We start from the raw sequence: 22689 nt of genomic DNA, 5'->3' as shown, positions 1-22689 counted from the left end.
GTCGGGCTCGCCGACGTCGGCGAGTGGAGCGAACCGGTCAGCCGCTCTGCGGCGGGAGCAGCGACTCGAGCAGCTCCGACAGGTCCTCCCGGCGCGTCGTCTCGGTCTCGACCGACGCGCCGTCGGTTCCGAGCTCCTTGAAGCCCGTTCCGGTCGGTACGAGGACGACCGACTCGTCGGGGGCGATCTCCCCCCGCTCCGCGAGGCGTGCCACGCCCGCGAGGGTCGCCGCGGACGCCGGCTCGACACAGAAGCCGCCCTCGACGGCGAACTGGCGCTTCGCGGTCCGGATCTCGTCGTCCGTGACGGACACCACGGCGCCGTCGGTCTCCCGCACGCCGGCGAGCGCGCGGGCGCCGCTCGGCGGGTTCGGGTTCCCGATCGAGTGAGCGATCGTCTCGCCGGTCTCGTCGGGCGACATCGACGTCGGGTCCGTCGAGCCGTCCTCGAACGCCCGCGTGATCGGGTCGGCGGCGGCGGTCTGGACGAGACACAGGCGCGGTCGCTCCGCGAGCAGCCCCGCGGCCTCCAGGTCGCGGATCCCGCGCCAGATCCCCGAGGCGAACCCGCCGGAGCTCGCCGGCACCGCGATCACGTCGGGCGTCTCGGGAGCGAACGCCTCGCATATCTCGAACAGGGCCGTCTCGTACCCGCTGACCCGAGTCGGTGCGTCGCTGAGGAGGATCTCGATCGGGAGCCGCTCGGACAGGTCGAGCGCGTCCCCGTAGAGGGCGCCGTACTCGCCGCCGACCCGCACGACCGTCGGCTCGTACTGAGCGATGAGCGCCAGCCGCTCCGGCGCGATATCGCGCGGAACGAGCACGATACACTCCCGGTCGAGGCTGGTCGCGTGGGCGGCGGTGCTGATCGCCATGTTCCCGTACGACACCGTGCCGACGACGTCGTCGCCGGTCGCGACCGCGTGTGGGACCGCCACGGCGCTCCCCCGGTCCTTGTACGCGCCGGTCGGGTTCTCGCCCTCGTCTTTGACGTACACCCGACAGCCGGCCGCCTCGTCGAGACCGGCGCTCCTGACGAGCGGCGTCCCGCCCGCGGCGCGAGCGACCCCGTCCGGTCGGTCGACGGGAAGCAACGCCTCGTAGCGCCACATGCCGCCGCGGTCGCGGCAGTCGTCCCACGTGAACCCCGCCGGCCGCGCGTCGACCCAGAGCGGTTCCCCGCACGCGCACCGGACGCGGGCGTCGTCCTCGTACCGCTCACCGCACCGGTAACAGCTCACGGAGAGTGACATGACGACCCCTGCGACGCCCAGACGGGTATACGTTCTCGTCTCTCCGGCGCGGGGCGTCTCACGCCGACGACGGCGTCGACTCCGCGCCGTCGTCGCCCTCCACGGCGCCGCGCGCTCCGGTCGGCTCGCCGAACGCGTACACGGTGTTGTGTCCGGTCACCTCGACCTCCAGGAAGTCGCCCACGGCGACCCCGCGGTCGGTCGCGTTCTGGACGATCACCTGTCGGTACGCGGAGTCGCGGCACTTCACGGAGTCGCCGGTCCCCTCCTCGACGACGAGCACCTCGTACCGTTCGCCGACCATCGACTCGTACGCCTCACCGACGACCGTCATCTTCAGCTCCGACATCGCCTTCGAGCGCTCCTTCTTGACGGTCCCGCCGAGCCCCTTCATGTCGGCGGCGTCGGTGCCGGGGCGCTTCGAGAAGCGGGTGACGTTGATCTTCTCCGGGCGGACCTCCGCGAGGAGGTCCATCGACCGCTCGTGGTCGGCCTCGCTCTCCGTGGGGAAGCCGACGATGAAGTCGGTCGAGAGCGTCCAGTGGTCGAGCCGGTCGTCGAAGGCCGCCACGACCTCGCGGAACTCCTCGACGCGGTGCTGCCGGCGCATGTCCGCGAGCACGTCGTCGGAGCCGGACTGGACCGGCGCGTGGACGAAGTCGTACAGCTCCTCGTTCTCGGCGAACACGTCCGCGAGCGCCTCGCGGATCCCGTGGACCCCGCCGGGGTTCGCCATCCCGAGCCGCACCCGGAACTCGCCGTCGATGTCGCAGATGCGGTCGAGCAGCTCCGGGAGCTTTCGTTCGCCGTCGTCCCAGCCGTAGACGCCGGTGTCCTGTCCCGTGACGCGGATCTCCTTCGCGCCCGCGTGGACCAGCGCGCGGGCCTTCTCGACGTTCTCCTCGACGGACGGGGAGTCGACACGGCCGGTCGCGAACTTCGTGATGCAGTACGAGCAGTTGCTCATGCAGCCGCGGGCGATGGGGAGGATACCGATCACGCCGTCGAGGACCGGCTCGGCGTCGGGCGTGGTCGTCGGGCACTCGCCGTTGAGCGCGTACGTCGGCACCTCGTCCCAGTGGAGGATCTCGGCGTCGATCCCGGCCTCGCGGAAGGCGTCGCCCTGCGCGAGCGCCATGCAGCCGGTGACGACGAGGTCGGCCGCCGTCTCCTGGAGCTCCTCGGCGCGTCGGAGCATGTTCCGCTCCGTCTTCTCGACGACCGTGCAGGTGTTGAGGATGGCGACGTCGGCGTCCTCGGGTCCGTCGGCAGGCCGGTGCCCGCCGTCGCGGAGCGCGCGCTCGATCGCTCGGCTCTCGCCCCGGTTCGAACTACAGCCGTAGGTTTCGATGTGATACGTCGCCATCGAGTGTGTGTAGTAACCGACCCGCGGGCAAAAGGACGACGGATCGGGGTCGAATGCGCCACGCGCGCACGGTGGCTGTGGGATTCGAACCACGGTCGCTCCCGACCGGTCGCTCTCTGATTCGAACCACGCACGAGACGCCCGCGGCGCGGCGTGCGCCGCGCGCGTGCGATGGGTGCTGGGATTCGAACCCACGAGGCCTTCCGGCCACCTGCGTTCCAGGCAGGCACGTTCGTCCGCTCCGTCATCCCACCGAGCGAGCGGTCCCGACCGACCGCGGCGGGCCGCGAACGCGTGACGACGTTTCCTGACCGGCGAAGCGAGCGCCGACTCGCCTCAGTTCTCGTCGTCGACGAGCTCGAAGAGGCTCCCCCAGTTCTCGGTGTCTTCGCTCTCGGGAAGCAGGTCTCGGAGCTGGTAGAAGTCCGACTCGGGGACCTGCGACTGAACGACGTCCACGATCACCCGGGCGTGATAGGCCGCGTCGGCCGGGTCCGCCCCCTCTATCTCGCTCACTCGCTCGACGAACTCCTGCCAGTCGAAGCGCTGGCCGTGCTCGTGGACCGCGCCGGTCAGGTACCACTTGATCTCGAGGGGCAGCGAGGCGGCGAGGTCCTCCGCGTTCCCCTCGGGAATCCGCTGCCCGAGCGTCATGAGCGTCGCTCGGATCGCCCGAACCGTCTCGCCCGTCCCGGGCAGTTCGAGCCTGTGCTGTACTTCGCCGGTGAATTCGTCGAAGTTCATGAGCGTGTCCACTCGCCGAGAGGTTGTCAATAGACTTGAACGTTCCCACCGTCTGGAAACGAGCGACCGGCCCGTTCTCGTCGTCGGGGGACTAGGAACGGCCGGCCCCGGCGGGTCCTCAGACCGACCGCCGCCGCGTCACTGCGTCGATTCGTAGATCTCCACGCTCGAGGAAGCGCCGATCCGAGTCGCCCCCGCGGCCACCATCTCGAGGGCCTCCTCGAAGGTGGATATCCCGCCCGACGCCTTTATTTGCGTGTCCGGACCGGTCGCTTCCCGGATCGCCCGTATCTCCGCGGCGTCCGTCGGCCCGTCGTACCCGACGGCGGTCTTGACGAAGTCGGCGCCGCCCTCTTCGACGAGCGCGGCGGCCCGCCGTATCTCGGGCCGCGTCAGGGCGGGCGACTCGATGATGCACTTCAGCGTCTTCGCTCCGACCGCCTCTTTCACCGCTTCGACGTCGTCGACGACCGACTCCCGGTCGCCGTTCGCGAACGCGGTCCGGTTCATCACCATGTCGAACTCGTCGACGTGCCCGCGGAGCGCTTCGACTTCGCTCCGCTTGGCCGCCGAGTTCTGTATCCCGTAGGGGAACCCGATCACGGCGACGACGTTCGCGTCCCCGTCGAGCAGCTCGCTCGCGAGCGGCGCGTGGTACGGGACGACGACGGCCGAGCAGAACCCGTACTCGAGGACCTCCTCACAGAGGGTCCGGACCGCCGCTTCGGTCGCGGTCGGATCGACGTTCGTGTGGTCGAGAATCGACGCGATCCGTTCGGGGTCGTCTCGGAGCGTGTCTTCTAGTGACATGGTTCTCGACTCGCGTCCGAGATGGTAAGGATGTCGGCCGATCGAAACGTGTCGGTCCCTCGCCGGCCGCGGAGAGCTCGGAATCGATGAGGTGTCCCGTCACGCGTGATCCCGCCGTGACGACCTCGGCAGCGGTCTCGACGAGACCCGCGTTGCGGCCGTTCGCCCGGCCTCAGTCCTCGGCGACCGCGGCCGCCGTGGGCGCGTCTGCGTCGGGCTCAGCGGCGGCCTCGGGATCGGACTCCGTCGGGCGCTCGGACTCGGGGACCGGCGCGTACACCGACCGGCGGGCATCGCGGGGGCACAGCCCTTCCTCGACGAGTCCCACTTCGGTGAGCTTCTCCACCGCGAACCGGACGGTTCTGGTGGAGAGGCGGGTCTCCTCGGCGAGTCCGGTCTGGTCGAACCGGCCCTCCTCGTCGAGGACGTAGTACACCAGTTTGGCGCTCGGCGGGAGCGGCGCGAGCAGCTCGCGGGTACCTTCGTCCATGTCTCACGGAGACGGGCGAGCCGGGCATAACCGTGGCCCGGGTGTGCGCGACCCACGCACGTGACCCCGTCGTTTTATGTACCGTTACAGCCCGGACCAAGGCTCCGTCTCGCCCCGTCAGTCGTCGGTCCGGAACTCGAACCGCGCCCCGTCGCCGTCGTCGATCGCGAGCGTCCAGCCGTGTGCGGCCGCGACCTCGCGGACGATCGCGAGGCCGAACCCGGTTCCGTGGGGGTCGCCGGAGGTCCCGTACTCGATCGCCTCCTCGGGGTCGACGTCGAACCCGGTCCCGTCGTCCGCGACGTAGAAGCCGTCCGGGAGCGCGCCGACGGTGACGGTGATCGCCGGGGGATCGGCGGGCGTCGCCCGGCTGTCACTGGAACCGTGTTCCACGCTGTTCGTGAACAGGTTCTCCAGCAGCGTCCGGAGGCGCTCCGGGTCCGCCTCCACCGTGACCGACTCGTCTAGCACGTCGAGCGCGGCGGTCTCGGTGTCGACGGTCGCCCACGCGCGCCTCGCGGCGTCGCCGAGGTCGACGGGCTCGCGCTCGTCGACGGTCCGGCCCTGTCGGGCCAGCGCGAGGAGGTCGTCGATGAGCTCGGCCATCCGGTCGTGCGCGTCTTCGACGCGGTCGAGCTCCTCGTGCGCGCGATCTGCGTCGGCGCTCTCGCCGCCGACCCGCTCGCGGGCCAGTTCGAGCCGGCCGCTCGCGACGTTGAGCGGGTTTCGGAGGTCGTGAGAGACGAGCCCCGCGAACTTCTCCAGCCTGTCTATCTCCCGTTTCAGGGCGGCGTCGCGGTCGCGGAGCTGCGCCGTGCGCTCGGCGCCGTCCAGCGCAACCGTGACGTTCGCGCCGAGCACCCGCGCCAGCTGGACGGCGGTCTCGTCGAAAAACCCCGGTTCGCGCGAGCCGAACGGCATCACGCCGTGGTCGCCGAGCGGGACGACGAGCAGGCTCCGCAGGTCCCCGTAGCCGACGGCGGTGTCGACTGCGTCGAGGTCGTCGACGACGATCGGCTCGCCGGTCTCGAACGTCTCCCATATCCGACCGTCACCGGGGCCGAACGCCGGACGTTCGCCGAGCGCGGCGGTCGCCTCCTTGCTGATCGCGGTCGGCGACAGCTCCTCCGCGTCGGGGTCGTACAGGCGGACGGCGCTGTTCGGGAACTTCAGGATGTCGATGGCCGTACGGGCCGCGAGCGCGGCGATCTCCTCGCGGTCCTCGCCCCGGAACATCTCGCGGGTCGTCTCGTGGAGCCGCCGGAGCGTCCGCTCGATCCGCTTCTGTTCGCCGATGTCGGCGTACACGTTGTAGATGACCGTCTCCCCGGACCCGTCGACGGGGATCACGTTGAGGATGAAATCGCGGACTCCGTCGGTCGTCCGGCGGCGGACCTCGGTTCGAAGCGGCTCGTCCGCGTCGAGGACGGCCTCCGGGCTCACGGCCGCGTCGCCGTCGGGAACGATGGCCGCGCGGACCTCGTCGTACCCGTGTTCCGCCTCGGCGTACCCGAACGTCTCCCTGAACGCGTCGTTCGTGGCGTCGAGGCGGCGGTCGCCGCCGTCCACGGCCTCCGTCCGCGCGGCCGGCAGGGGCAGGTCCTCGAACAGCGCCGCCAGCCGATCGCGCTCCGCGCGGAGCGCGTTCTCCGTCTCGATCCGCTCGATCGCGTCCGCCGCGTGCGCGGCGAGCAGCTCCGCGAACTCCACGTCGCCGCCGTCGAACGCGGCGTACCCGTCGGAGACCGCCTGGAACACCCCGAACGAACCGATCGGAACGCTGATCGCGGAGCGGATGTCGTCGGCGACAGGGTCCGCCACCTCGTGCTCCTCGGTGACCGCCGCCCGGTCGGCGCTGCGATCGCCGGGCGCTGGTCCGCCGCAGTTCTCCGGGTCCTCCAGCTCGTTCGGGTCGGCCGGGTCGACGCTGAGGTTGTCGATCACCATCGTCCGCTCCTCGGCGGCCGTGGTCCCGACCACCCCCTCGCCGAGGGCGAACTCCCGCACCTCGTCTTCGGTGACGCTCTCGGAGAGGGAGGCGGGCACGAGACGGTCGCCGCGCCGTCTTGCGCTCACGCAGCGGTCGAACGCGAGGATCTCCTGTGCCGCGTCGACGACGCGGTCGAACACCTCGTCGACCGTCTCGGCGGCCGAGACCTCGGCCGCGAACTCGTGGATCGCGGTGACCTTCGCGTTCACCTCCCGGAGGTCTCGCTCGGCCCGCCGCCGGTCGAGGGCGTTCTCGACGCTGTTCGCGAGCATCTCGTACCGGTCCCGCCCGGCTCCCTTCTGGAGGTAGTCCGTCACCCCGGCGGAGATCGCCTCGCTCGCGATCTCCTCCGACCCCTTCCCCGTGAACAGCACGAAGGGGATCCCGGGATCGACCGCGCGGACCCGGGTGAGCAGTTCGAGCCCGTCGCGGCCGGGCATGTCGAAGTCGCTGACGACGCAGTCGACGCGCTCCGACTCCACCGCCGCGAGCGCGTCCTCGGGCGACGTCCGCGTGAGGGTCTCGACCCCGTCCACCAGCCGCGCGACGTGCGTCGCCGCGAGGTCGGCGGCGCCGGGCTCGTCGTCGACGAACAACACCCGCCGCGGACCGCCGCCGGCCGGCTCTGACCCACGGAAGAGCCCGCCCCTCGACCCCCCGCGGGCGTCCCCGGTACCGTGATCCATGGACACACCACACATCTCAGGAAGATTTACTTTTCGCTCCGATAGTCAGACGTGAGAACCGCGGTCGACGCCGGCGGGGCCGCCCCCGTCCCCCCGACGGACGCCCTACAGGAAGTCCTCGACGTGGTCGGCGACCTCCTCGGGGGTGTCGCCGACGGGGACGCCCGCGTCGTTGAGGGCGTCGATCTTCGACTGCGCCGTGCCCGTGCCGGAGCCGGAGACGATGGCGCCCGCGTGACCCATCCGCTTGCCCGGCGGGGCCGTTCGCCCGGCGATGAAGCCGGCGACCGGCGTGTCCATGTGCTCGCCGATGAACTTCGCCGCCTGCTCTTCGTCCTCGCCGCCGATCTCCCCGCACATCACGACGGCGTCGGTCTCCGGATCGGCCTCGAACGCCTCCAGGGCGTCGATGAAGGAGGTGCCGATGATCGGGTCGCCGCCGATGCCGATGGCAGTCGTCTGCCCGATCCCGCGCTCGGTGAGGTTGTCGACGACCTGGTAGGTGAGGGTGCCCGAGCGGGAGACGAGCCCGACGTTGCCGTCCGCGAAGATGTTGCCGGGGAGGATGCCGAGCTTCGCCTCGCCGGGCGTGATGATCCCGGGACAGTTCGGGCCGATGAGTCGGGTGTCGGTCTCGCTCAGTCGCTTGTTCACCTTCGCCATGTCCTGGGTCGGGATCCCCTCGGTGATCGCGACGACGAGGTCGAGGTCGGTGTCGAGCGCCTCGAAGACCGCGTCGGCGGCGAACGCCGGCGGCACGAAGACCACGGAGGCGTCGGCGTCCTCCGCCTCGACGGCCTCGTCGACGGTGTCGTAGACGGGGACGCCGTCGACCTCCTGGCCGCCCTTGCCGGGCACCGCGCCGGCGACGACGTTGGTGCCGTACTCGATCATCTGGCCGGCGTGGAACTTCCCTTCCCCGCCGGTGATACCCTGCACCACCACTCTGGTGTCATCGTCGACGAAAATACTCATTGGGTCACCTCCTCCGCGTTCTGCACCGCGCGCTGGACCGCGTCCTCCAGCGTCTCCTCGACCTCGATCAGGTCGGTGTTCAGGATCTCCATCCCCTCCTCGGCGTTGGTCCCCGCGAGCCGGACGACGACCGGCTTCGGGATCTCGTCGAACTCCGCGAGCGCCTCGTTGATCCCCTTCGCGACCTCGTCGCCGCGGGTGATCCCGCCGAAGATGTTGAACACGACGCTGTCGACGTTGGGGTCGGAAAAGACCATGTCGAGCGCCTGCGTGACGCGCTCGGCCTTCGCGCCGCCGCCGATGTCGAGGAAGTTGGCGGGCTCGCCGCCGTAGTAGTCGACCAGGTCGAGCGTCGTCATCACGAGTCCGGCGCCGTTGCCGATGATGCCGACGTTGCCCGAGAGCCGGACGTAGTCGAAGCCGTACTCGCCGGCCTTCCGCTCTAAGTCGTCCTCGTAGGACTCCTCGGCGAGCTCGGCGAGCTCGGGCTGACGGAACAGCGCGTCCTCGTCGATGTTCATCACGGCGTCGGCGGCGACGACGTCGCGGTCGCTCGTGATCATGACGGGGTTGACCTCGATCTCGGAGGCGTCGTTCGCCTCGTAGAGGTCGTACAGCGTCGAGAGGATCGACGCGACGTCGAGGGCGACGTCGGCGTCGACGCCGGCGTCGTACACGACCTTGCGGGCCTGGTACGGGTGGAGTCCGAACGCGGGGTCGACGTGCTCGCGCGCGATCGCGTCGGGGCTCTCCGCGGCGACCTCCTCGATGTTCACGCCGCCCTCGGTCGACACCATCAGGACCGGCCGGCCCTCGCCGCGGTCCATCGTGACGCCGACGTACAGCTCGTCCACGAAGTCGACGCCCTCCTCGACGAGCACCGAGTCGACGGTGTACCCCTTCAGGTCCATCCCGAGGATCTCATCGGCGTACTGTTCGGCCTCGTCGCGGTCGGTCGCGATCTTGATCCCGCCGGCCTTTCCGCGCCCACCGACGTGGACCTGCGCCTTGATCGCGGCCGGGTAGCCGATCTCGTCGACGGCGTCGAGCACACCCTCGACGGTCGTCGCGAGCCGGGAGTCCGGCACCGGGATCCCGGCGTCCGCGAAGATGGTCTTCGCCTGATGTTCGTGTAACTTCATCCGTGTTAATTGCCGACCGACGGCGGCTTAAATGGTGCCGATCCGCGCGAGCGACCGCGCTCCGGTCGACAACTCACTGTCGCTGGACGCCGACGAAGTAAGCGGGGTTGCTGCTCCAGCGTCGCTCGAAGACGGTTCGAAACTCGAAGGCGACCTCCCAGCCGCCGGCGTTCTCGAACCGGGTCCGCAGTTCGTCCGGCGTGAGGCCGTAGATCTCCCCCTCGCCGGCTCGGGCGTCGCCGAGGACGCAGTAGAGTCCGCCGGGTCGTACGACGTCGCCGAGGCCGGCGACGAACAGATCGCGCTCATGGTCTCCGAGGACGTGGAACATCGCGGAGTCGACGACGGTCTGGAACGAGAGACCGGCCGCTCGGAACCGCGAGAGGTCCAACGCGTCCCAGACGAGGAACTGCGCGGAGATCCGCCGCCAGCGAGCCTTCTCAGTGGCCTGTCGGATCGCCAGCGGCGAGAGGTCGACGCCGAGAACGTCGTAGCCTTGCCGGGCGAGTAGCAGCGACAGTTCGCCCGTCCCGCACCCGACATCGAGGACCGGACTCCGAACGAGTCCGGCGTCGAGAAGCCGGACGAAGGCCCGCTGCGGTCGGCCGATGTCCCAGTTCGGAACGCCGGCGTAGGCCGCGTCGTACACGTGGACCAGCGGTCGCTCGGGCGGCGTGACGGATCCGCTCATCCCTCGGCCCGTCGCCCGTTCGGCCCCGAGCGGTGATACGGCCCGGCGTTCACGAGGGACGCGTTTCCGACCGACATCAACGAGGTTTCGACCCGGACGCTACGTTCGGATCGAACGCCGCGGCGTGGTCGCGGACGAACTCCGAGAGCGAGCGCGGCGGGCGCCCGAGCACCCGCTCGGCGTCGTCGCTGACCCGACCGGCGAGGCCGAGGCGCGCGGTCGTGTAGATCACCGCCTGCGCGAGCGCGAACGACGGCGAGACGCCGCGGCGGACAGACGAGACGAGGAACTCGACGAGCCCCGGGTCGGCGTACGCGATCTCTCGGCCCAGCGCGTCCGAGAAGACCGCCGCGGCCTCGTCGTAGGTGAGCGCCTCGGGACCGGTCACGTCGTACGCGCGGTTCCGGTGTGCCGGGTCGACGAGCGCCTCGACGCCGACCGCGGCGACGTCCCTGGCGTCGACGAAACTGGTCTCGCCGTCGCCGGCCGGAACGAACAGTTCGTCGCGCTCGGCGACGTCCGACCGGTGGACCTCGGAGAAGTTCTGCATGAAGAAGGAGGCCCTGAGGAACGCGTACGAGAGCCCGCCCTCCTCGAGGTGTCGTTCGATGCGACGGTGGGGCAAGAGCGGGTTCTTCTCCGCGCCGAGCACCGAGAGGAAGACCGCGTGCTCGACGCCGACCCGCTCGGCCGCGTCGACGGCCGGCGTGACGTGCCGGTGGACGCGGGCCATCTCCGGCGGTCGGACCAGGAAGAGCGCGTCGACGCCCTCGAAGGCCGCGCCCCACGTCTCGGGCTTCTCGAAGTCGAACGCGACCGGCTCCACCGCCGCGGGCAGCGACCCGCGGGCCCGGTCGACGGACCGCACTCCGGCGCGGACCGCGACGTCGGCGTCGGTCGCCGCGTCGGCCTCTACGAGTTCCCGCGCGACGTGTCCGCCGACGGTCCCGGTCGCGCCGGTGACGAGTATCGACTTCGTCACCGGTCGGCCCTCCAGTAGACGAGCGCGCCGACCGCCGCCGCGGCGACGACCACGTGCATCGCCATGAGAAGGACGACGGCGAGCGGGGTCGCGGTCGGATCGACCGCGAGCAGCGCGAGGTCGGGAACGAACGAGACGAGCAGGACGCCGGCGGCCACCCGGACGAACACCCGTTCGGCGTCACCGAAGAACCGACCGAAGAGCCAGTAGACGACGGTCGCTCCGCCCGCCCCGACCGCCGACAGGAACGCGACGGGCGGGACAGTCAGCGCGCGGAAGTCGGGGGCGACAGCCAACGCCTCCGCGACGAATACGAGCGCCACGTTTGCGAGGACGGCGAGCGCGACGGCGAGCGCGCCCCGCACCGTGAGGGACGGCGACCGGGAAGCGGCGGGTGCGGCGTTCATCGCGCGTCCGCGATCTTCGGCATCTGGCCGACGTATCGGTCGTCCTCGAGGCAGTCGAGCACGAACTCCGCGACGTTCGCGCGAGCGGCGGTGTCGCCCATCCCCAACCGGAGCTCGGTCCCGTGTTCGAACTCGCCCGTGTGAGCGCCCTCGGTGAGCCGCGGGGCGCGGACGACGGTCCACCTGACGTCGCTGTCGCGGACCAGTTCGACGTGGTCGCGGGCGTCCTCGAGCGCCGCGCGGGCCAGCAGCTTCAACAGCGACTCCATGACCCGCCCGCCGAGCGACACCGACTCGCCCTCCTCGCGGACGCCCGCCCCGACCAGCGTCACGAGCCGGTCGACGCCGTGGTCGTCCATCGCGGCGAGCAGGTGGCGGCCGGCGACCGTCAGCAGGTCGTCGGGGCCGTCCGGCGTCTGCCCGAGGACGCTGGCGACGGCGTCGACCGGATCCCCGTCGCCGCCGACGGCCCGGTCGACGTCCGCGGCGTCGGTGACGTCGCCCTCGATCACGGTGACTCGGCCGTCGTCTCGAACCGTCGCCGGGAGCCCGCTCGGGTCCCGGGCGAGGGCGACGACCTCGTGTCCGCGTTCGAGCGCCTGTTCGACCAGCGGGCGCCCGGTTCGACCGGTCGCGCCGAAGACTGCGATGCGCATACCGCCGGTACGGACTCCGAGAGTAAATACGTGCGACTCCGATAGCGGGAGTTCCGAGCCCGCGCCGGTGCCTCGTGTTCGGCGGAATCGGCCCCGCCAGTCTCAGCCGTTGCCGGTCTCAGCCGTTGCCGGTCTCAGCCGTCGCCGGTCTCAGTCGTCGCCGGTCTCAGCCGTCGCCGATCTCAGTCGTCGCCGGTCTCAGCCGTCGCCGATCTCAGTCGTCGTCCCCGAGGATGACGCGGTGCGTCATCGCCTCGGGATCGAGCACCTCGTCGGCCTCCTCCTCGGTGAGGTACCCCTCGGCGACGGCGACCTCCCTGACGCTCTTGCCTTCCGCGAGCGCCTTCTTCGCCACCTTCGAGGCCTTGTCGTAGCCGATCGCGGGGTTCAGCGCAGTCGCCAGCGCCATCGACTGCTCGACGCGCGTCTCGCAGTGCTCCTCGTTGGCCTCCAGCTTCGCGACGAAGCGCTCGCCGAACGTCGCCGCGGCGTTCGAGAGCAGCTCGGCGGACTCGAGGAAGTTGTGCGCGATGACGGGCTTGTAGAGGTTCAGGTCGATCTCGCCGCGGGCGGCGCCGGCGGCGATCGCGGCGTCGTTGCCGACGACCTGCTTGTGGACCTGGTTCACCGACTCGGCGACGACCGGGTTGATCTTCCCGGGCATGATCGACGAGCCGGGCTGGTTCTCGGGCTGCTCGACCTCGCCGAGCCCGTTGCGGGGGCCCGAGGCCAGGAGCCGTAGGTCGTTGGCCATCTTGTTGAGGCTGCCGGCGACCGTCCGGAGCGCGCCGTGCGCCTCCGCCATCGCGTCGTGCGCCGCCTGCGCCTCGAAGTGGTTGTCGGCCTCGCGGAACGCCGTGTTCGTCTCGTCGGAGATGTACTCCGCCGCGAGCGCCGGAAAGTCGGGGTGGGTGTTGAGGCCGGTCCCGACTGCGGTGCCGCCCAGCGCGAGCTCGCGCAGGTTCGACTGCACGTCGGTCGCGCGGTCGATCCCCTTCGCGACCTGCGTCCGGTAGCCGCCGAACTCCTGGCCGAGCCGGATCGGGGTCGCGTCCTGGAGGTGCGTGCGGCCCGTCTTGACCACGCCGTCGAACGCGGCCTCCTTCGCCTCCAGCTCGGCGTGGAGCGTCTCGAGCGCGGGCACCAGGTCCTTCTCGACCGCCTCGAGCGCGGCGACGTGCATCGCGGTCGGGATCACGTCGTTGCTCGACTGCCCGTAGTTGACGTGGTCGTTCGGGTGGACGACGCGGTCGCCGATCTCCGCGCCGGCGATCTCGGCGGCGCGGTTGGCGATCACCTCGTTGGCGTTCATGTTCGAGGAGGTGCCCGAGCCGGTCTGGAACACGTCGACCGGGAACTGGTCGTCGTGGTCGCCGGCGATCACCTCGTCGGCGGCGGCGACGATCGCCTCCGCGGTGTCCGCCTCCAGCAGGTCGAGGTCGCGGTTCGCCTGCGCGGCCGCCTTCTTGACGACGCCGAGCGCGCGGATGAACCGCCGACTCATCGGGATCCCCGAGATCGGGAAGTTCTCGACGGCGCGCTGGGTCTGTGCGCCCCAGTAGGCGTCGGCCGGCACCTGCATCTCGCCGAGGCTGTCCTCCTCCGTGCGGTAGTCCTCGCCCATGCGCGACGCTTCCCGCGAGACGGTGTAAAAGGTATTGAATGCGGGTTGCCCCGCCGGGACGGCGGAAGACGCGACCGCGGTGCCGTGTCCGGTCAGTGCGCGACCGCGGTCGCGGCCGCCGGTCAGTACGCGATCAGCACGACCGCGGCGACGGCGGCGCCGACGCCGGCGACGTCGCTCGCGGCGACCGAGTCCCCGAGGAAGACGACGCCGAGGACGGCGGCGACGACGAAGTACAGCGCCGTGATCGTCGTCGCGATGCCCGCGGCGCCGGCCTCCAGCGCGGCGTAGTACGCGATCGCGCCGATCCCGGAGGCGACGCCCGCGATCGCCGCGATCCCGATCGCGGTCGGGTCGGTCCCGAGGACGGTCGTCCCCCGGTAGAGGATGTACAGACCGGCGACGCCGATGCCGACCGTGTACGAGACGACCATCGCCGCCTCCGGCGCCATCGACCGCGTCGCCACGTCCGCCAGTACCGCCCAGAACCCCCACGCGACCGCGCCGATGAGCGCGAGTCCGACGACGTGGTTCACCGGTCGGACCTCACTCCCCCTCGATCGGGAACAGCCCGGCCTCGCGCAGGTCCGACGCGAGGCGTCCGTCGCCGTACTCGGCGTACTCCTCGGGCGTGTACGTCTTGATCTCCAGCGCGTGAACCGATCGAGTCATGTGATCGCCGACGGCGTCGTACACGCGTCGGTGCTGGTCGACGAGTGACTCGCCCGCGAAGACGGGCGAGACCACGACCGCCGCGAAGTGCGCGTCTTCCTCCTCGTCGTCGTGCACGCGCGGCGCCGTCACGCGGGCGACGGCGTCAGGGATCCCCGCTTCGACGAGCGCTTCGACTTCGGCCGGCTCGATTGTCATACTCCGACTCGGGCCCGGCGCGGCAAAAAGCGACCGCATGGTCGCGTGGCGGCGACGGACCCTCGCGTGGCGGCCCCGAGCGGTCGCCTGGCCGCCGCGGGCGGTCACCGCCCGGGAGGTGGCGGCGCAAGCTTCTTTTCGCCGGTCCCGGTATCGGGAGACGAGCATGTCAGACGTTAACTTACGAGAGGAGCAGGAGCCCCTGAAACGCGAGTACGAAGAGAACCCGGACGCGGCCAAGATCACCCTGACCGCGACGGGAGCGGAGCAGGACGACGTGCGATCCTGCAGCGTCGACATCGGCCGCGCGATCTACGAGGCGGAGCTCCACGAGGGCGCGGGCGGTCCCGGCGCGGCGGCGTGCTCGGGCGACCTCCTGTTGGGCGCGCTGGCGGCCTGCTCGCAGCTGACCGCGCAGGCCGTCGCGGAGAACTTCGGCGTCGACGTCGACGTCAGCGTGGAGGCGAGCGGCGACCTCGACCTCCGCGGGACGCTCGGCATCGACGACGACGTCCGGGTCGGCTTCGAGGAGATACGCCTCGACGTCACCGTCGACGGCGACCTCGACGAGGACACCCGCGCGGCGCTTCAGAAGTACACCGAGCGGTACTGCGTGGTGCACCAGACGCTCGCGGACGCGCCCGAGCCGGAGACCACGTGGGAGTTCTCGTAGGGTGCCGCGATCCGACCCGCCTCACCGCTCGAAGACGAGCCCGTAGTGGAACGGCGGGAGGTCGACCTCGCGGGCGAGCCGCAGGTCGCTCGCGTCCTCGACCGCGCGCCGCGTCTCGTCGGGACCCGTCCGCAGCTCGGTCGGCGGTCCCCGCGGCTCGCCGCCGACCCTCGTCTCCTCGCGCGGCCGGTCGCGCCAGTTGACGACGACGAACCGCCCGTCGGGGGCGAGCGCGGCGGCGACGCCCGCGACGAACGCGGCCCGGTCGTCGATCCCGTGGAAGGCGTTCGCGAGCAGCGCGAGGTCGACCGGCTCGGGGAGGAGGACGTCGAGCTCTCTGGCGTCGCCGCGGATCGGGACGACGTTCTCGATCCCCTGCGCCTCCGCGAGCCCCGCCAGTTCCGCGAGCAGCGACTCGTCGAGGTCGACGGCGTAGACCGTCGCCGGACCGGCGATGCGCGCGGCCGGCAGGGCGAAGTAGCCGTTCCCGCAGCCGATCTCGGCGACGCGGTCGCCCGGTGTCACGCCGAGCCGCCTGAGGGTGTCGCCCGGCGTCGGCCAGATCCGTCCCCACCAGTCCCAGTCCGGCTGTCCCGTGTTCCGGAAGCGGTCCATGCGGAGCGTAGCGATCGGCCGGGCTTAGCGATTGGGGTCCTGCGCTTAGCGGTCTGGGTCCGCGCGACGCCGAACCCGAGAGCCGCCCGGCTCGCTCGACGCGCGAGTGGGAAGGGGTTTGTCGTCGGAGCCGAAACGACCCTCCCAGATGTCCCACCGGGACGACCTGCGCGAGGCGGCCGACGCCCTCGGCGGCTCCGTCGTCGTCTGCGGCCTCGGAGCCTACGCCGACCGGCTCGCCGGCTCGACGTTTCGAAACGCGCGGTACGCGCCGGTGGCGGAGCTCCTCGCCGAACCGACCGGTGCGTCGACCGAAGGGTCCACCGCGTCTCCGACCGCGGCGGTCGTCGTCGCCCTCGATCCCGAGGGTCTCGGCGAGTCGACCGAGAGCCTCCGCGCGCTCGCCGGGCTCGACGCCTTCACGGTCGCCGTCGTCCCATCGGGGACCGGCGCCGACGCGCTGTCGGCGGTTCGCGAGGCCGTCGACGCGGTGTTGCTCGCCGAGGGCGCCGACGTCGAGGCGGCGATCGGCTCGTTCCTCGCGACGGTCCAGGAGCCCGGCTTCGTCAACCTCGACCTCACCGACGCGGAGACGGTACTCTCTTCGGGCGTCGCGGCGCTGGGAACGGGGACCGCCGACCGCGATGCGCCGGCGAGCGCGGTCTCGAGGGCCTTCGACGGGCTCCCCGCCGGCATCGACGCGACCGACGCGAGCGCGGTGCTCGTCGACGTCGTCGTGGACCCGGCCACGAGCATCGCCGCCGCGACCGACGTGATCGCGGCGGTGCGCGAGCGGATCGGCGACGACGCCAACGTGATCTGGGGTGGTACGGTCGACGAGACGGCCGCCGACGCGCTCGCCGTCCGGCTCGTCGTCGCCGGCGTCCGTCACGCCCCGCCCCTCGCGGCGGGCGATCCCTGTCCGCGCTGTGGCGCGTCGCTGTCGACCTACCGGTTCGGCGCCAGCGAGACACTCTCGTGTGACGCCTGCGGCTACTCCGGGATCTCGATGCGACGCGACTGACTATCGATTCGACGCGACTGACTCGCGAACAGCGCGCGCCTGTCGCCGGTCACCGACGGGGCGCGGTCACCGTTGCGGATCCTCCGGCGCGCCACGCGGCTCGCGTTCCGGGGCGACCCCTCTCGGCAAGGCGGCCGCCTCGGCGCGATACAGCCGGAGCAGCTCCTCGAGCACGATCGCGTGGCGGTCGCTCGGGACGTACTGGTGGTCGATGAAGTCCTCGGCGTCGCTGACGTTCCCGCGGAGCGCGAGCTTCCTGACGAACGACACGGACTCGAAGAAGGGCGGGTGGTCTGCGTCGGCGTCGCCCCCGAGCTCTCGCTCCGCGCGCGGCATCACCTCCGCTTTGATGTCCTCGTAATCGATCGTCTCCGGCTCGTAGTCGTCGAGCACCTGATTCAGCACGTAGTCCGTCGAGAACCGGTAGAACTCGGATTTGCTCTCGAACTGCCCGCTCTCGACGAGCGATTCGATCTCGCCGATCACCGCCTCGGGAAACCGAACCGTACTCTTCACCATGCGTTCACGAGACACCCCCATCCGTATTACATTTTTGTCAGACGCTCGAATCGAATCGTCGCCTCTCGGAAACGACGTTCGGCGGGCGGATTACGGTGTACCCGTCGTACGGACCGACGGACGACGGACAACGGATCGTTGCTATATATCAATATCCAAGTTATAATATATAAATTATACTTTGGAAGAGACGCGGCTCTCCGGCGAGCGGCGTGCCGTCGTTCCACAGCCGGATGTGTTTTTCGACCATTTCATTTTTTCTGCCTAATTCTCCATAAAATAAGGACATTTTTAGTTTATAATACGTTTTATGTAAGGCATAGTCGTATCTTCCGTACACATCTGAGGTTACCCTCACCGATCTGGTGTAGTCGCTGCGATAACGATTCCCGTCCGGTACGACTTCACTTCCGCTCGATCTAGTGGGCGAATGGAGGCTTCGTCAGATGCGACACCGCAGAGATGACCCTGGCGCTCTCCCACTCGATTTCATATACTATTTACTATGATTCCGGTTTCATATCAGTAATATTTATTTATAAGGTAGTCTCGAGAGCGTCCCGACAGCGCCGTCTCGCGACGCGTCTCTCTCAGCGACGGCGGGCCGGGGCGCTCGCGAGACGCCCGTGATCGCCGAGTACCGTGATGACGGGTCCGAGGTCACGCGCGCATCTCACGTGGATAAAAGATAGATTTAACATCGTGAGTGTCGTTACCGGAACATATTGATGGATCAAGTCACGAAACCGGTCGTCCACGTCGACGTGCGGAACGTCGGCGGGATCGACGAGGCGTCGGTCGACCTCTCGAAGGGCGTCTCGATCCTGACCGGGCGAAACGCGACGAACCGGACATCCTTCCTTCAGGCGTTGATGGCCGGGCTCGGCAGCCGCCGGAGCTCGCTGAAGGCGGACGCAGAGGAGGGCGCCGTCACGCTCGAACTCGACGGCGAGACGTACACGCGGACGCTGACCCGTCGCGGCGACTCGGTCGCGTTCGGCGGCGATCCCTACCTCGACGACCCCGAGCTCGCGGACCTGTTCGCGTTCCTCCTGGAGAACAACGAGGCGCGCCGCGCGGTCGCCCGCGGGGACGACCTCCGGGAGATCATCATGCGGCCCATCGACACCGACGCGATCGACGCGGAGATCCGCGAGTGCAGGCGAAAACGCGACGAGCTCGAGGACGAGATCGAGCGGCTCGACGGCCTCGAGCGCGAGCTCTCCGACCTGGAGGCCGAGCGCCGCGAGACGGCCGACGAGCTGGAGGCGGCCGAATCGGAGCTGGAGTCGGTGCGAGCGGAGCTCGACGAGCTCGACTCCGGCGTGGAAGAGAGTCGGACGCGCAAGCGGGAGCTGGAGGAGGCGTTCCAGCGGGTCCGTGACGCGCGCTCCGACCTCGATGACCTCGAGTTCGACCTCGAGACGGAGCGCTCGACGCTCGCGGAGCTGGAGGCGGAACGCGAGGAGCTCCAGGAGACGATCGAGTCGGCGGACGAGCCCGACGAGAACCCGGACCGGCTCGCCGGTCGTATCGAGGAGCTGCGCCGCCGTCAGCGCGCGCTCGACGACACGATCAACGAGCTCGGCAGCGTCATCAGCTTCAACGAGGAGATACTGGAGGGATCGCCCCCGGCCGTCGACGGGGATCGAGTCGCGGCGGACACGGTCGTCGACGACCCGACGGACGCCCTGACCGCCGGCGACCGGACGGTGTGTTGGACCTGCGGCTCCGAGGTCGAGACCGACCAGATCGAGGCGACCATCGACCGGCTTCGGGGGCTTCGGTCGGACAAGCTCGACGAGCGCAACGAGGTCCGCACCGAGATCCAGGAGCTCACCGACGAGCAGTCCGCGATCCGCGAGACGCACCGCGAGATCGAGCGCGCCGAAGAGCGGCTCGACGCGGTCGAGTCGGAGATCGGCGAGACCGAGTCGCGCATCGCGGAGTTCGAAGAGCGGATCGAGGCGAAACGCGAGGAGATCGCGGAACTGGAGGCGGACGCCGAGTCGATCGAGACGGAGGGGTACGACGAGACGCTGGAGCTGTACCGCGAGGCGAACGGGATCGAGCTGCGGATCGAACGGCTCGAGGACGAGCTCGACGAGCTCGACGAAGCGATCGACGAGCGGGAGGCGGCGATCGACGAGCGGGAGGAGCTAGCGGCCGACCGCGAGGAGCTCGCAGAGCGGCTGACGGAGCTGCGCACGCGGGTCGACCGGATCGAGGAGGAGGCGGTCGAGGCGTTCAACCAGCACATGGCGACGGTGCTCGACATCCTGCAGTACGAGAACCTCGATCGGATCTGGATCGAGCGTCGGGAGACGGAGGTCCGCGAGGGGCGCCGGAAAGTGACGCGCACCAAATTCGAGTTACACATCGTGCGCTCGTCGTCGGACGGGACGGGCTACGAGGACGCGGTCGAGCACCTGTCGGAGAGCGAGCGAGAGGTGACGGGGCTGGTGTTCGCGCTCGCGGGGTACCTGGTTCACGACGTCCACGAGACGGTGCCGTTCGTGATCCTCGACTCGCTCGAAGCGATCGACTCGGACCGGATCGCGCGGGTGGTCGACTACTTCCGCGAACACGCGGAGTACCTCGTCGCCGCGCTGCTGCCCGAGGACGCCGCCGCGCTGCCCGAGAAGTACGCGTACGTCGAGCAGATAGACTGACCGGCCCTGGGCCCCCGGGTCGACTGCGGCTCGCTCCCCCTTCGAACGCTACAGAACGTTACATCGTTACATTTGTAATGGAAGCTCCCGAACGTCGGGTATGGCCGACGAGCGCGGGGGTTCGAACACGAAGGTCGCGCGGGTGATCGACGAGCGCGGCCTCGGCGGAATGGGCGCGACGCTGGAGGCCGCGTGGACCGGCGAGACGGGCGAACGAACGAGCCTGCGGGACCTAGCCGACGAGTTCAACGAGGCGGTGTTGGAGGCGGCGCTTCGAGACGCCGGCGTCGCGTCGCTCGCCGTGGAGGTGCCGAGTACGTACGAGGCGCTCCGGAGCGACGCCGGGTCGGAGGCGACGCGGGCGCGGCGTCGCCTCGAACGCGAGGGAGTCGACGTCGACGGACTGACCGGGGACTTCGTCACTCACCAGGCGATCCACACGTACCTCACGCGGGACCGCGGGGCGAGTCTCCCCGACGACGAGGGGCTCGCCGACCGAAAGGTCGAGACGATCGAGAAGCTGCAGGGGCGGATCTCCGCGGTCACCGAGTCGTCGCTCGCGTCGCTCGCGAACGCCGACGAGCTGGACCGGGACGACTACGACGTGCTCGTCGACGTCCGCGCCGTCTGTCCCAGCTGCGGAGCGGACGCGCCGGTCGGGGAACTCATCCGCCGAGGCGGCTGCGGCTGTGCGTCGGAGACGTCGGCGGACGACTGACTCGAGCGCGTCTCCCTCTCAGGCGGGCGCCCGATTCGAACTCGTCTCCGGGATCCGGGCGCGTCGAGGAAGACGTGTGGCCGTCACTCCCAAGCCGTCGGTCGCTCGTCGCCCGACTGTGATCGGTGAATCGAGCTCGACACGCCAAATATGTCGAAAAACGATATTGTGCGTTAAAATGATGTGTTATGCGCGACAGCCGGTACTCGGCGGAGCGGCTTCGACGGTACTCCGTGTCTAGACGGGCGAGAACCGTCCCGAACCGTAGCTATTGCCGAACTCGCGACGTATTACCCGAAACTGAACCGCCCGCGGCGACGACGGGTCTCGTGTTTTGTTAGTATCTGCCGATCTACACACAATCCGTCGTTATTATCGGATCATAATTCAAACATTATGTTCTATTCACCTGTATTTAGTGGTCTCTTCTGCAGATCCCCACGTCAGTATATGTGTCATATTACACAAAGATACGAATACTAATCAGAGTACTATTACTTTCGTTCTGTCACGCGTAGGGAGAGGGCGACGGCGCGGGTCGCGTCGCTCTCCCGTGGTCTCAGGGCGATGGCGGCGCTGACCGGTCGGCGGGTGCGCCGTCGTCCACGCGCTCGACCCACGTGTGCGCTGCGGACTCGGCCACCACGTGGTCCCCGAGCAGGGTATCACACTCCAGACACGACGCCTGGACGGCGACGTGCGGGCGACGGCAGCAGTGGTCGAGGTGCTCGACCGTGGTTTCGGTGGGCGAGTCGCACGCGGGACAGCGCTCGATTCGCAGCCGGAGTCCGGCCAAGACGTCACGTCGGTCGCCGGAGTCGACGTCGGTCCAGCCGTCGAGACGGTCGTCGAGCTCGGCCGCGAGCGCCACGTCCACGGCGACCGCCTCGGGCGAGACCCAGCGCTCGATCCCCTCGCCGTCGACCTCGAACGACGTCGGTCCGAGCGGCTCGACGTCGTCCGCGTGCAGCGCCCCGCGAACGTCGTCCGCGTCCGGCCCGTCCGTCTCGATGCGGTCGTGAACCTCCGTCCGGAACTCGTCGGTGAGCACGACGGCGTCGCCCGCCTCGGCCAGGACGCCCGCCCGCGACAGCGTCGACACGATCGCCTCGTCGTCGACCGACTCGAGCACAGGACGCGCGGAGTCGGCCTTGCCGAACGCTTCGAGAACCCGGTCGGGGAAGTAGCGGCGCGTGATCGCGGGCGTCCCGGGGACCAGGTAGCCGCGCAACGCAATCGCCCCGAGGGAGACGGCGAACACGCCGCCGCCGGTGCCGGCGGCGACGAAGGGTCCACCCGCGGCGAGCCCGCCGATCGCGGCCGCGACCGCGGCGACGACTGCGAGCGCGACGTTCAGCACCGTGCACGGCACACACCGATTCTCGCCCGTGTACTCCGGCCGCCGAAGCCGGTCCACCACGGCGTTCGAGTCGTTCATGTCCGGAGATACCCGCCGAGCGTGATAAACGTACGGCGCGTGGCCCGCGACGACTCGCAGCGCCTCGGCGGGCGTCTCTCGACCCAACAGCGTCGATGAGGCGGTCACGTGATGCCAACAATTAACATACAGAAGCGCTAACACGGCACCGTACACTGCCATGACTGAAATGGGCGGATACAGAGACCGAGTCGCACAGGTCGATCTCGGGGACGGAGCGGTCAACTATCAGGGGATCGACGACGAGGATGCGCAGAAATACATCGGGGCGCGCGGGCTCGGCGTGAGGTATCTCTTCGACGCCGGGCCGGACGTCGACCCGCTGGGACCGGACAACCGGCTCGC

The 22689-nt window shown here is 69.7% G+C and carries 23 protein-coding genes and 1 tRNA gene; 5 read left to right on the top strand and 19 right to left on the bottom strand.

Annotation, left to right across the window (positions count from 1 at the left end):
• Positions 1 to 37: 37 nt before the first annotated feature.
• The 16 genes from U4E84_RS08130 to U4E84_RS08055 all read right to left on the bottom strand — a co-directional run bounded on the left by U4E84_RS08130 (position 38) and on the right by U4E84_RS08055 (position 14685).
• A complete protein-coding gene (locus tag U4E84_RS08130) occupies positions 38 to 1252 on the bottom strand; it encodes a threonine synthase (protein ID WP_322531601.1) in 1215 nt (404 codons plus the stop codon).
• 58 nt (positions 1253 to 1310) lie between these two features.
• Positions 1311 to 2618: a tRNA (N(6)-L-threonylcarbamoyladenosine(37)-C(2))-methylthiotransferase gene (locus U4E84_RS08125; protein ID WP_322531600.1), complete on the bottom strand. Its 1308-nt coding sequence runs from the start codon at positions 2616 to 2618 to the stop codon at positions 1311 to 1313.
• Between the two features lie 169 nt (positions 2619 to 2787).
• Positions 2788 to 2872 (bottom strand) — tRNA-Ser (locus tag U4E84_RS08120).
• 82 nt (positions 2873 to 2954) lie between these two features.
• Positions 2955 to 3362, bottom strand: coding sequence for a DUF2267 domain-containing protein (locus tag U4E84_RS08115; protein WP_322531599.1), 408 nt, complete (start codon positions 3360 to 3362; stop codon positions 2955 to 2957).
• A 138-nt stretch (positions 3363 to 3500) separates the two neighbouring features.
• Positions 3501 to 4172, bottom strand: coding sequence for a deoxyribose-phosphate aldolase (gene deoC, locus U4E84_RS08110; protein WP_322531598.1), 672 nt, complete (start codon positions 4170 to 4172; stop codon positions 3501 to 3503).
• Positions 4173 to 4344: 172 nt separating this feature from the next.
• On the bottom strand, positions 4345 to 4662 hold the full coding sequence (locus tag U4E84_RS08105) for an ArsR family transcriptional regulator (RefSeq protein WP_322531597.1): 318 nt from the start codon (positions 4660 to 4662) through the stop codon (positions 4345 to 4347).
• Positions 4663 to 4779: 117 nt separating this feature from the next.
• A complete protein-coding gene (locus tag U4E84_RS08100) occupies positions 4780 to 7338 on the bottom strand; it encodes a GAF domain-containing protein (RefSeq protein ID WP_322531596.1) in 2559 nt (852 codons plus the stop codon).
• 105 nt (positions 7339 to 7443) lie between these two features.
• Positions 7444 to 8313, bottom strand: a complete 870-nt coding sequence (gene sucD, locus U4E84_RS08095) for a succinate--CoA ligase subunit alpha (RefSeq protein ID WP_322531595.1) — start codon at positions 8311 to 8313, stop codon at positions 7444 to 7446.
• A complete protein-coding gene (sucC, locus tag U4E84_RS08090; protein ID WP_322531594.1) occupies positions 8310 to 9455 on the bottom strand; it encodes an ADP-forming succinate--CoA ligase subunit beta in 1146 nt (381 codons plus the stop codon). Before sucC ends, sucD begins: the two co-directional genes overlap by 4 nt.
• Positions 9456 to 9528: 73 nt before the next feature.
• Positions 9529 to 10146, bottom strand: coding sequence for a class I SAM-dependent methyltransferase (locus U4E84_RS08085; RefSeq protein WP_322531593.1), 618 nt, complete (start codon positions 10144 to 10146; stop codon positions 9529 to 9531).
• A 76-nt stretch (positions 10147 to 10222) separates the two neighbouring features.
• On the bottom strand, positions 10223 to 11128 hold the full coding sequence (locus U4E84_RS08080; protein ID WP_322531592.1) for an SDR family oxidoreductase: 906 nt from the start codon (positions 11126 to 11128) through the stop codon (positions 10223 to 10225).
• Complete coding sequence (locus U4E84_RS08075; RefSeq protein ID WP_322531591.1) at positions 11125 to 11535, bottom strand: DUF6069 family protein; 411 nt, start codon at positions 11533 to 11535, stop codon at positions 11125 to 11127. The genes U4E84_RS08080 and U4E84_RS08075 overlap by 4 nt, the downstream gene beginning before the upstream one ends.
• A complete protein-coding gene (locus U4E84_RS08070; protein ID WP_322531590.1) occupies positions 11532 to 12191 on the bottom strand; it encodes an NAD(P)H-binding protein in 660 nt (219 codons plus the stop codon). Before U4E84_RS08070 ends, U4E84_RS08075 begins: the two co-directional genes overlap by 4 nt.
• A 214-nt stretch (positions 12192 to 12405) precedes the next feature.
• Positions 12406 to 13815, bottom strand: a complete 1410-nt coding sequence (locus U4E84_RS08065; RefSeq protein WP_322531589.1) for a class II fumarate hydratase — start codon at positions 13813 to 13815, stop codon at positions 12406 to 12408.
• Positions 13816 to 13937: 122 nt separating this feature from the next.
• On the bottom strand, positions 13938 to 14351 hold the full coding sequence (locus tag U4E84_RS08060; RefSeq protein WP_322531588.1) for an EamA family transporter: 414 nt from the start codon (positions 14349 to 14351) through the stop codon (positions 13938 to 13940).
• A 10-nt stretch (positions 14352 to 14361) separates the two neighbouring features.
• On the bottom strand, positions 14362 to 14685 hold the full coding sequence (locus tag U4E84_RS08055; protein ID WP_322531587.1) for a BolA family protein: 324 nt from the start codon (positions 14683 to 14685) through the stop codon (positions 14362 to 14364).
• A 166-nt stretch (positions 14686 to 14851) separates the two neighbouring features.
• Between U4E84_RS08055 and U4E84_RS08050 the strand changes: the two genes are divergently transcribed.
• A complete protein-coding gene (locus U4E84_RS08050) occupies positions 14852 to 15358 on the top strand; it encodes an OsmC family protein (RefSeq protein WP_322531586.1) in 507 nt (168 codons plus the stop codon).
• A gap of 21 nt (positions 15359 to 15379) precedes the next feature.
• Here U4E84_RS08050 and U4E84_RS08045 read toward each other — a convergent pair whose 3' ends face one another.
• Entirely contained in the window at positions 15380 to 15973 is a 594-nt protein-coding gene (locus U4E84_RS08045) for a class I SAM-dependent methyltransferase (RefSeq protein WP_322531585.1), read from the bottom strand.
• Between the two features lie 148 nt (positions 15974 to 16121).
• Between U4E84_RS08045 and U4E84_RS08040 the strand changes: the two genes are divergently transcribed.
• The gene (locus tag U4E84_RS08040; protein ID WP_322531584.1) at positions 16122 to 16997 is read left to right on the top strand and encodes a hypothetical protein; all 876 of its coding nucleotides are present in this window, start codon (positions 16122 to 16124) and stop codon (positions 16995 to 16997) included.
• A 66-nt stretch (positions 16998 to 17063) separates the two neighbouring features.
• On the opposite strand, the gene U4E84_RS08035 is transcribed toward U4E84_RS08040, so the two are convergent.
• Positions 17064 to 17516, bottom strand: coding sequence for a hypothetical protein (locus U4E84_RS08035; RefSeq protein ID WP_322531583.1), 453 nt, complete (start codon positions 17514 to 17516; stop codon positions 17064 to 17066).
• A gap of 728 nt (positions 17517 to 18244) precedes the next feature.
• Between U4E84_RS08035 and U4E84_RS08030 the strand changes: the two genes are divergently transcribed.
• Positions 18245 to 20188 carry an archaea-specific SMC-related protein gene (locus U4E84_RS08030; protein WP_322531582.1) on the top strand — a complete coding sequence of 648 codons (1944 nt, stop codon included), beginning with the start codon at positions 18245 to 18247 and terminating at the stop codon, positions 20186 to 20188.
• 100 nt (positions 20189 to 20288) lie between these two features.
• Positions 20289 to 20906 carry a rod-determining factor RdfA gene (gene rdfA / locus U4E84_RS08025; protein WP_322531581.1) on the top strand — a complete coding sequence of 206 codons (618 nt, stop codon included), beginning with the start codon at positions 20289 to 20291 and terminating at the stop codon, positions 20904 to 20906.
• 559 nt (positions 20907 to 21465) lie between these two features.
• On the opposite strand, the gene U4E84_RS08020 is transcribed toward rdfA, so the two are convergent.
• A complete protein-coding gene (locus U4E84_RS08020; RefSeq protein ID WP_322531580.1) occupies positions 21466 to 22344 on the bottom strand; it encodes a hypothetical protein in 879 nt (292 codons plus the stop codon).
• Positions 22345 to 22504: 160 nt separating this feature from the next.
• Between U4E84_RS08020 and U4E84_RS08015 the strand changes: the two genes are divergently transcribed.
• Positions 22505 to 22689, top strand: a 185-nt coding sequence (locus U4E84_RS08015; protein ID WP_322531579.1) for an aldehyde ferredoxin oxidoreductase N-terminal domain-containing protein, incomplete at its 3' end; no start/stop codon positions are given.

Source organism: Halorubrum sp. AD140, from assembly GCF_034497445.1.
Lineage (GTDB): Archaea > Halobacteriota > Halobacteria > Halobacteriales > Haloferacaceae > Halorubrum.
This window is presented reverse-complemented; position numbering and strand designations above follow the sequence as displayed.

What these genes read in the sequence shown, in the direction of transcription:
- U4E84_RS08130 (WP_322531601.1), bottom strand. Translation starts at nt 1,252, where the DNA reads ATGTCACTCTCCGTGAGCTGTTACCGGTGCGGTGAGCGGTACGAGGAC.
- U4E84_RS08125 (WP_322531600.1), bottom strand. Translation starts at nt 2,618, where the DNA reads ATGGCGACGTATCACATCGAAACCTACGGCTGTAGTTCGAACCGGGGC.
- U4E84_RS08115 (WP_322531599.1), bottom strand. Translation starts at nt 3,362, where the DNA reads ATGAACTTCGACGAATTCACCGGCGAAGTACAGCACAGGCTCGAACTG.
- deoC (WP_322531598.1), bottom strand. Translation starts at nt 4,172, where the DNA reads ATGTCACTAGAAGACACGCTCCGAGACGACCCCGAACGGATCGCGTCG.
- U4E84_RS08105 (WP_322531597.1), bottom strand. Translation starts at nt 4,662, where the DNA reads ATGGACGAAGGTACCCGCGAGCTGCTCGCGCCGCTCCCGCCGAGCGCC.
- U4E84_RS08100 (WP_322531596.1), bottom strand. Translation starts at nt 7,338, where the DNA reads ATGGATCACGGTACCGGGGACGCCCGCGGGGGGTCGAGGGGCGGGCTC.
- sucD (WP_322531595.1), bottom strand. Translation starts at nt 8,313, where the DNA reads ATGAGTATTTTCGTCGACGATGACACCAGAGTGGTGGTGCAGGGTATC.
- sucC (WP_322531594.1), bottom strand. Translation starts at nt 9,455, where the DNA reads ATGAAGTTACACGAACATCAGGCGAAGACCATCTTCGCGGACGCCGGG.
- U4E84_RS08085 (WP_322531593.1), bottom strand. Translation starts at nt 10,146, where the DNA reads ATGAGCGGATCCGTCACGCCGCCCGAGCGACCGCTGGTCCACGTGTAC.
- U4E84_RS08075 (WP_322531591.1), bottom strand. Translation starts at nt 11,535, where the DNA reads ATGAACGCCGCACCCGCCGCTTCCCGGTCGCCGTCCCTCACGGTGCGG.
- U4E84_RS08070 (WP_322531590.1), bottom strand. Translation starts at nt 12,191, where the DNA reads ATGCGCATCGCAGTCTTCGGCGCGACCGGTCGAACCGGGCGCCCGCTG.
- U4E84_RS08065 (WP_322531589.1), bottom strand. Translation starts at nt 13,815, where the DNA reads ATGGGCGAGGACTACCGCACGGAGGAGGACAGCCTCGGCGAGATGCAG.
- U4E84_RS08055 (WP_322531587.1), bottom strand. Translation starts at nt 14,685, where the DNA reads ATGACAATCGAGCCGGCCGAAGTCGAAGCGCTCGTCGAAGCGGGGATC.
- U4E84_RS08050 (WP_322531586.1), top strand. Translation starts at nt 14,852, where the DNA reads ATGTCAGACGTTAACTTACGAGAGGAGCAGGAGCCCCTGAAACGCGAG.
- U4E84_RS08045 (WP_322531585.1), bottom strand. Translation starts at nt 15,973, where the DNA reads ATGGACCGCTTCCGGAACACGGGACAGCCGGACTGGGACTGGTGGGGA.
- U4E84_RS08040 (WP_322531584.1), top strand. Translation starts at nt 16,122, where the DNA reads ATGTCCCACCGGGACGACCTGCGCGAGGCGGCCGACGCCCTCGGCGGC.
- U4E84_RS08035 (WP_322531583.1), bottom strand. Translation starts at nt 17,516, where the DNA reads ATGGTGAAGAGTACGGTTCGGTTTCCCGAGGCGGTGATCGGCGAGATC.
- U4E84_RS08030 (WP_322531582.1), top strand. Translation starts at nt 18,245, where the DNA reads ATGGATCAAGTCACGAAACCGGTCGTCCACGTCGACGTGCGGAACGTC.
- rdfA (WP_322531581.1), top strand. Translation starts at nt 20,289, where the DNA reads ATGGCCGACGAGCGCGGGGGTTCGAACACGAAGGTCGCGCGGGTGATC.
- U4E84_RS08020 (WP_322531580.1), bottom strand. Translation starts at nt 22,344, where the DNA reads ATGAACGACTCGAACGCCGTGGTGGACCGGCTTCGGCGGCCGGAGTAC.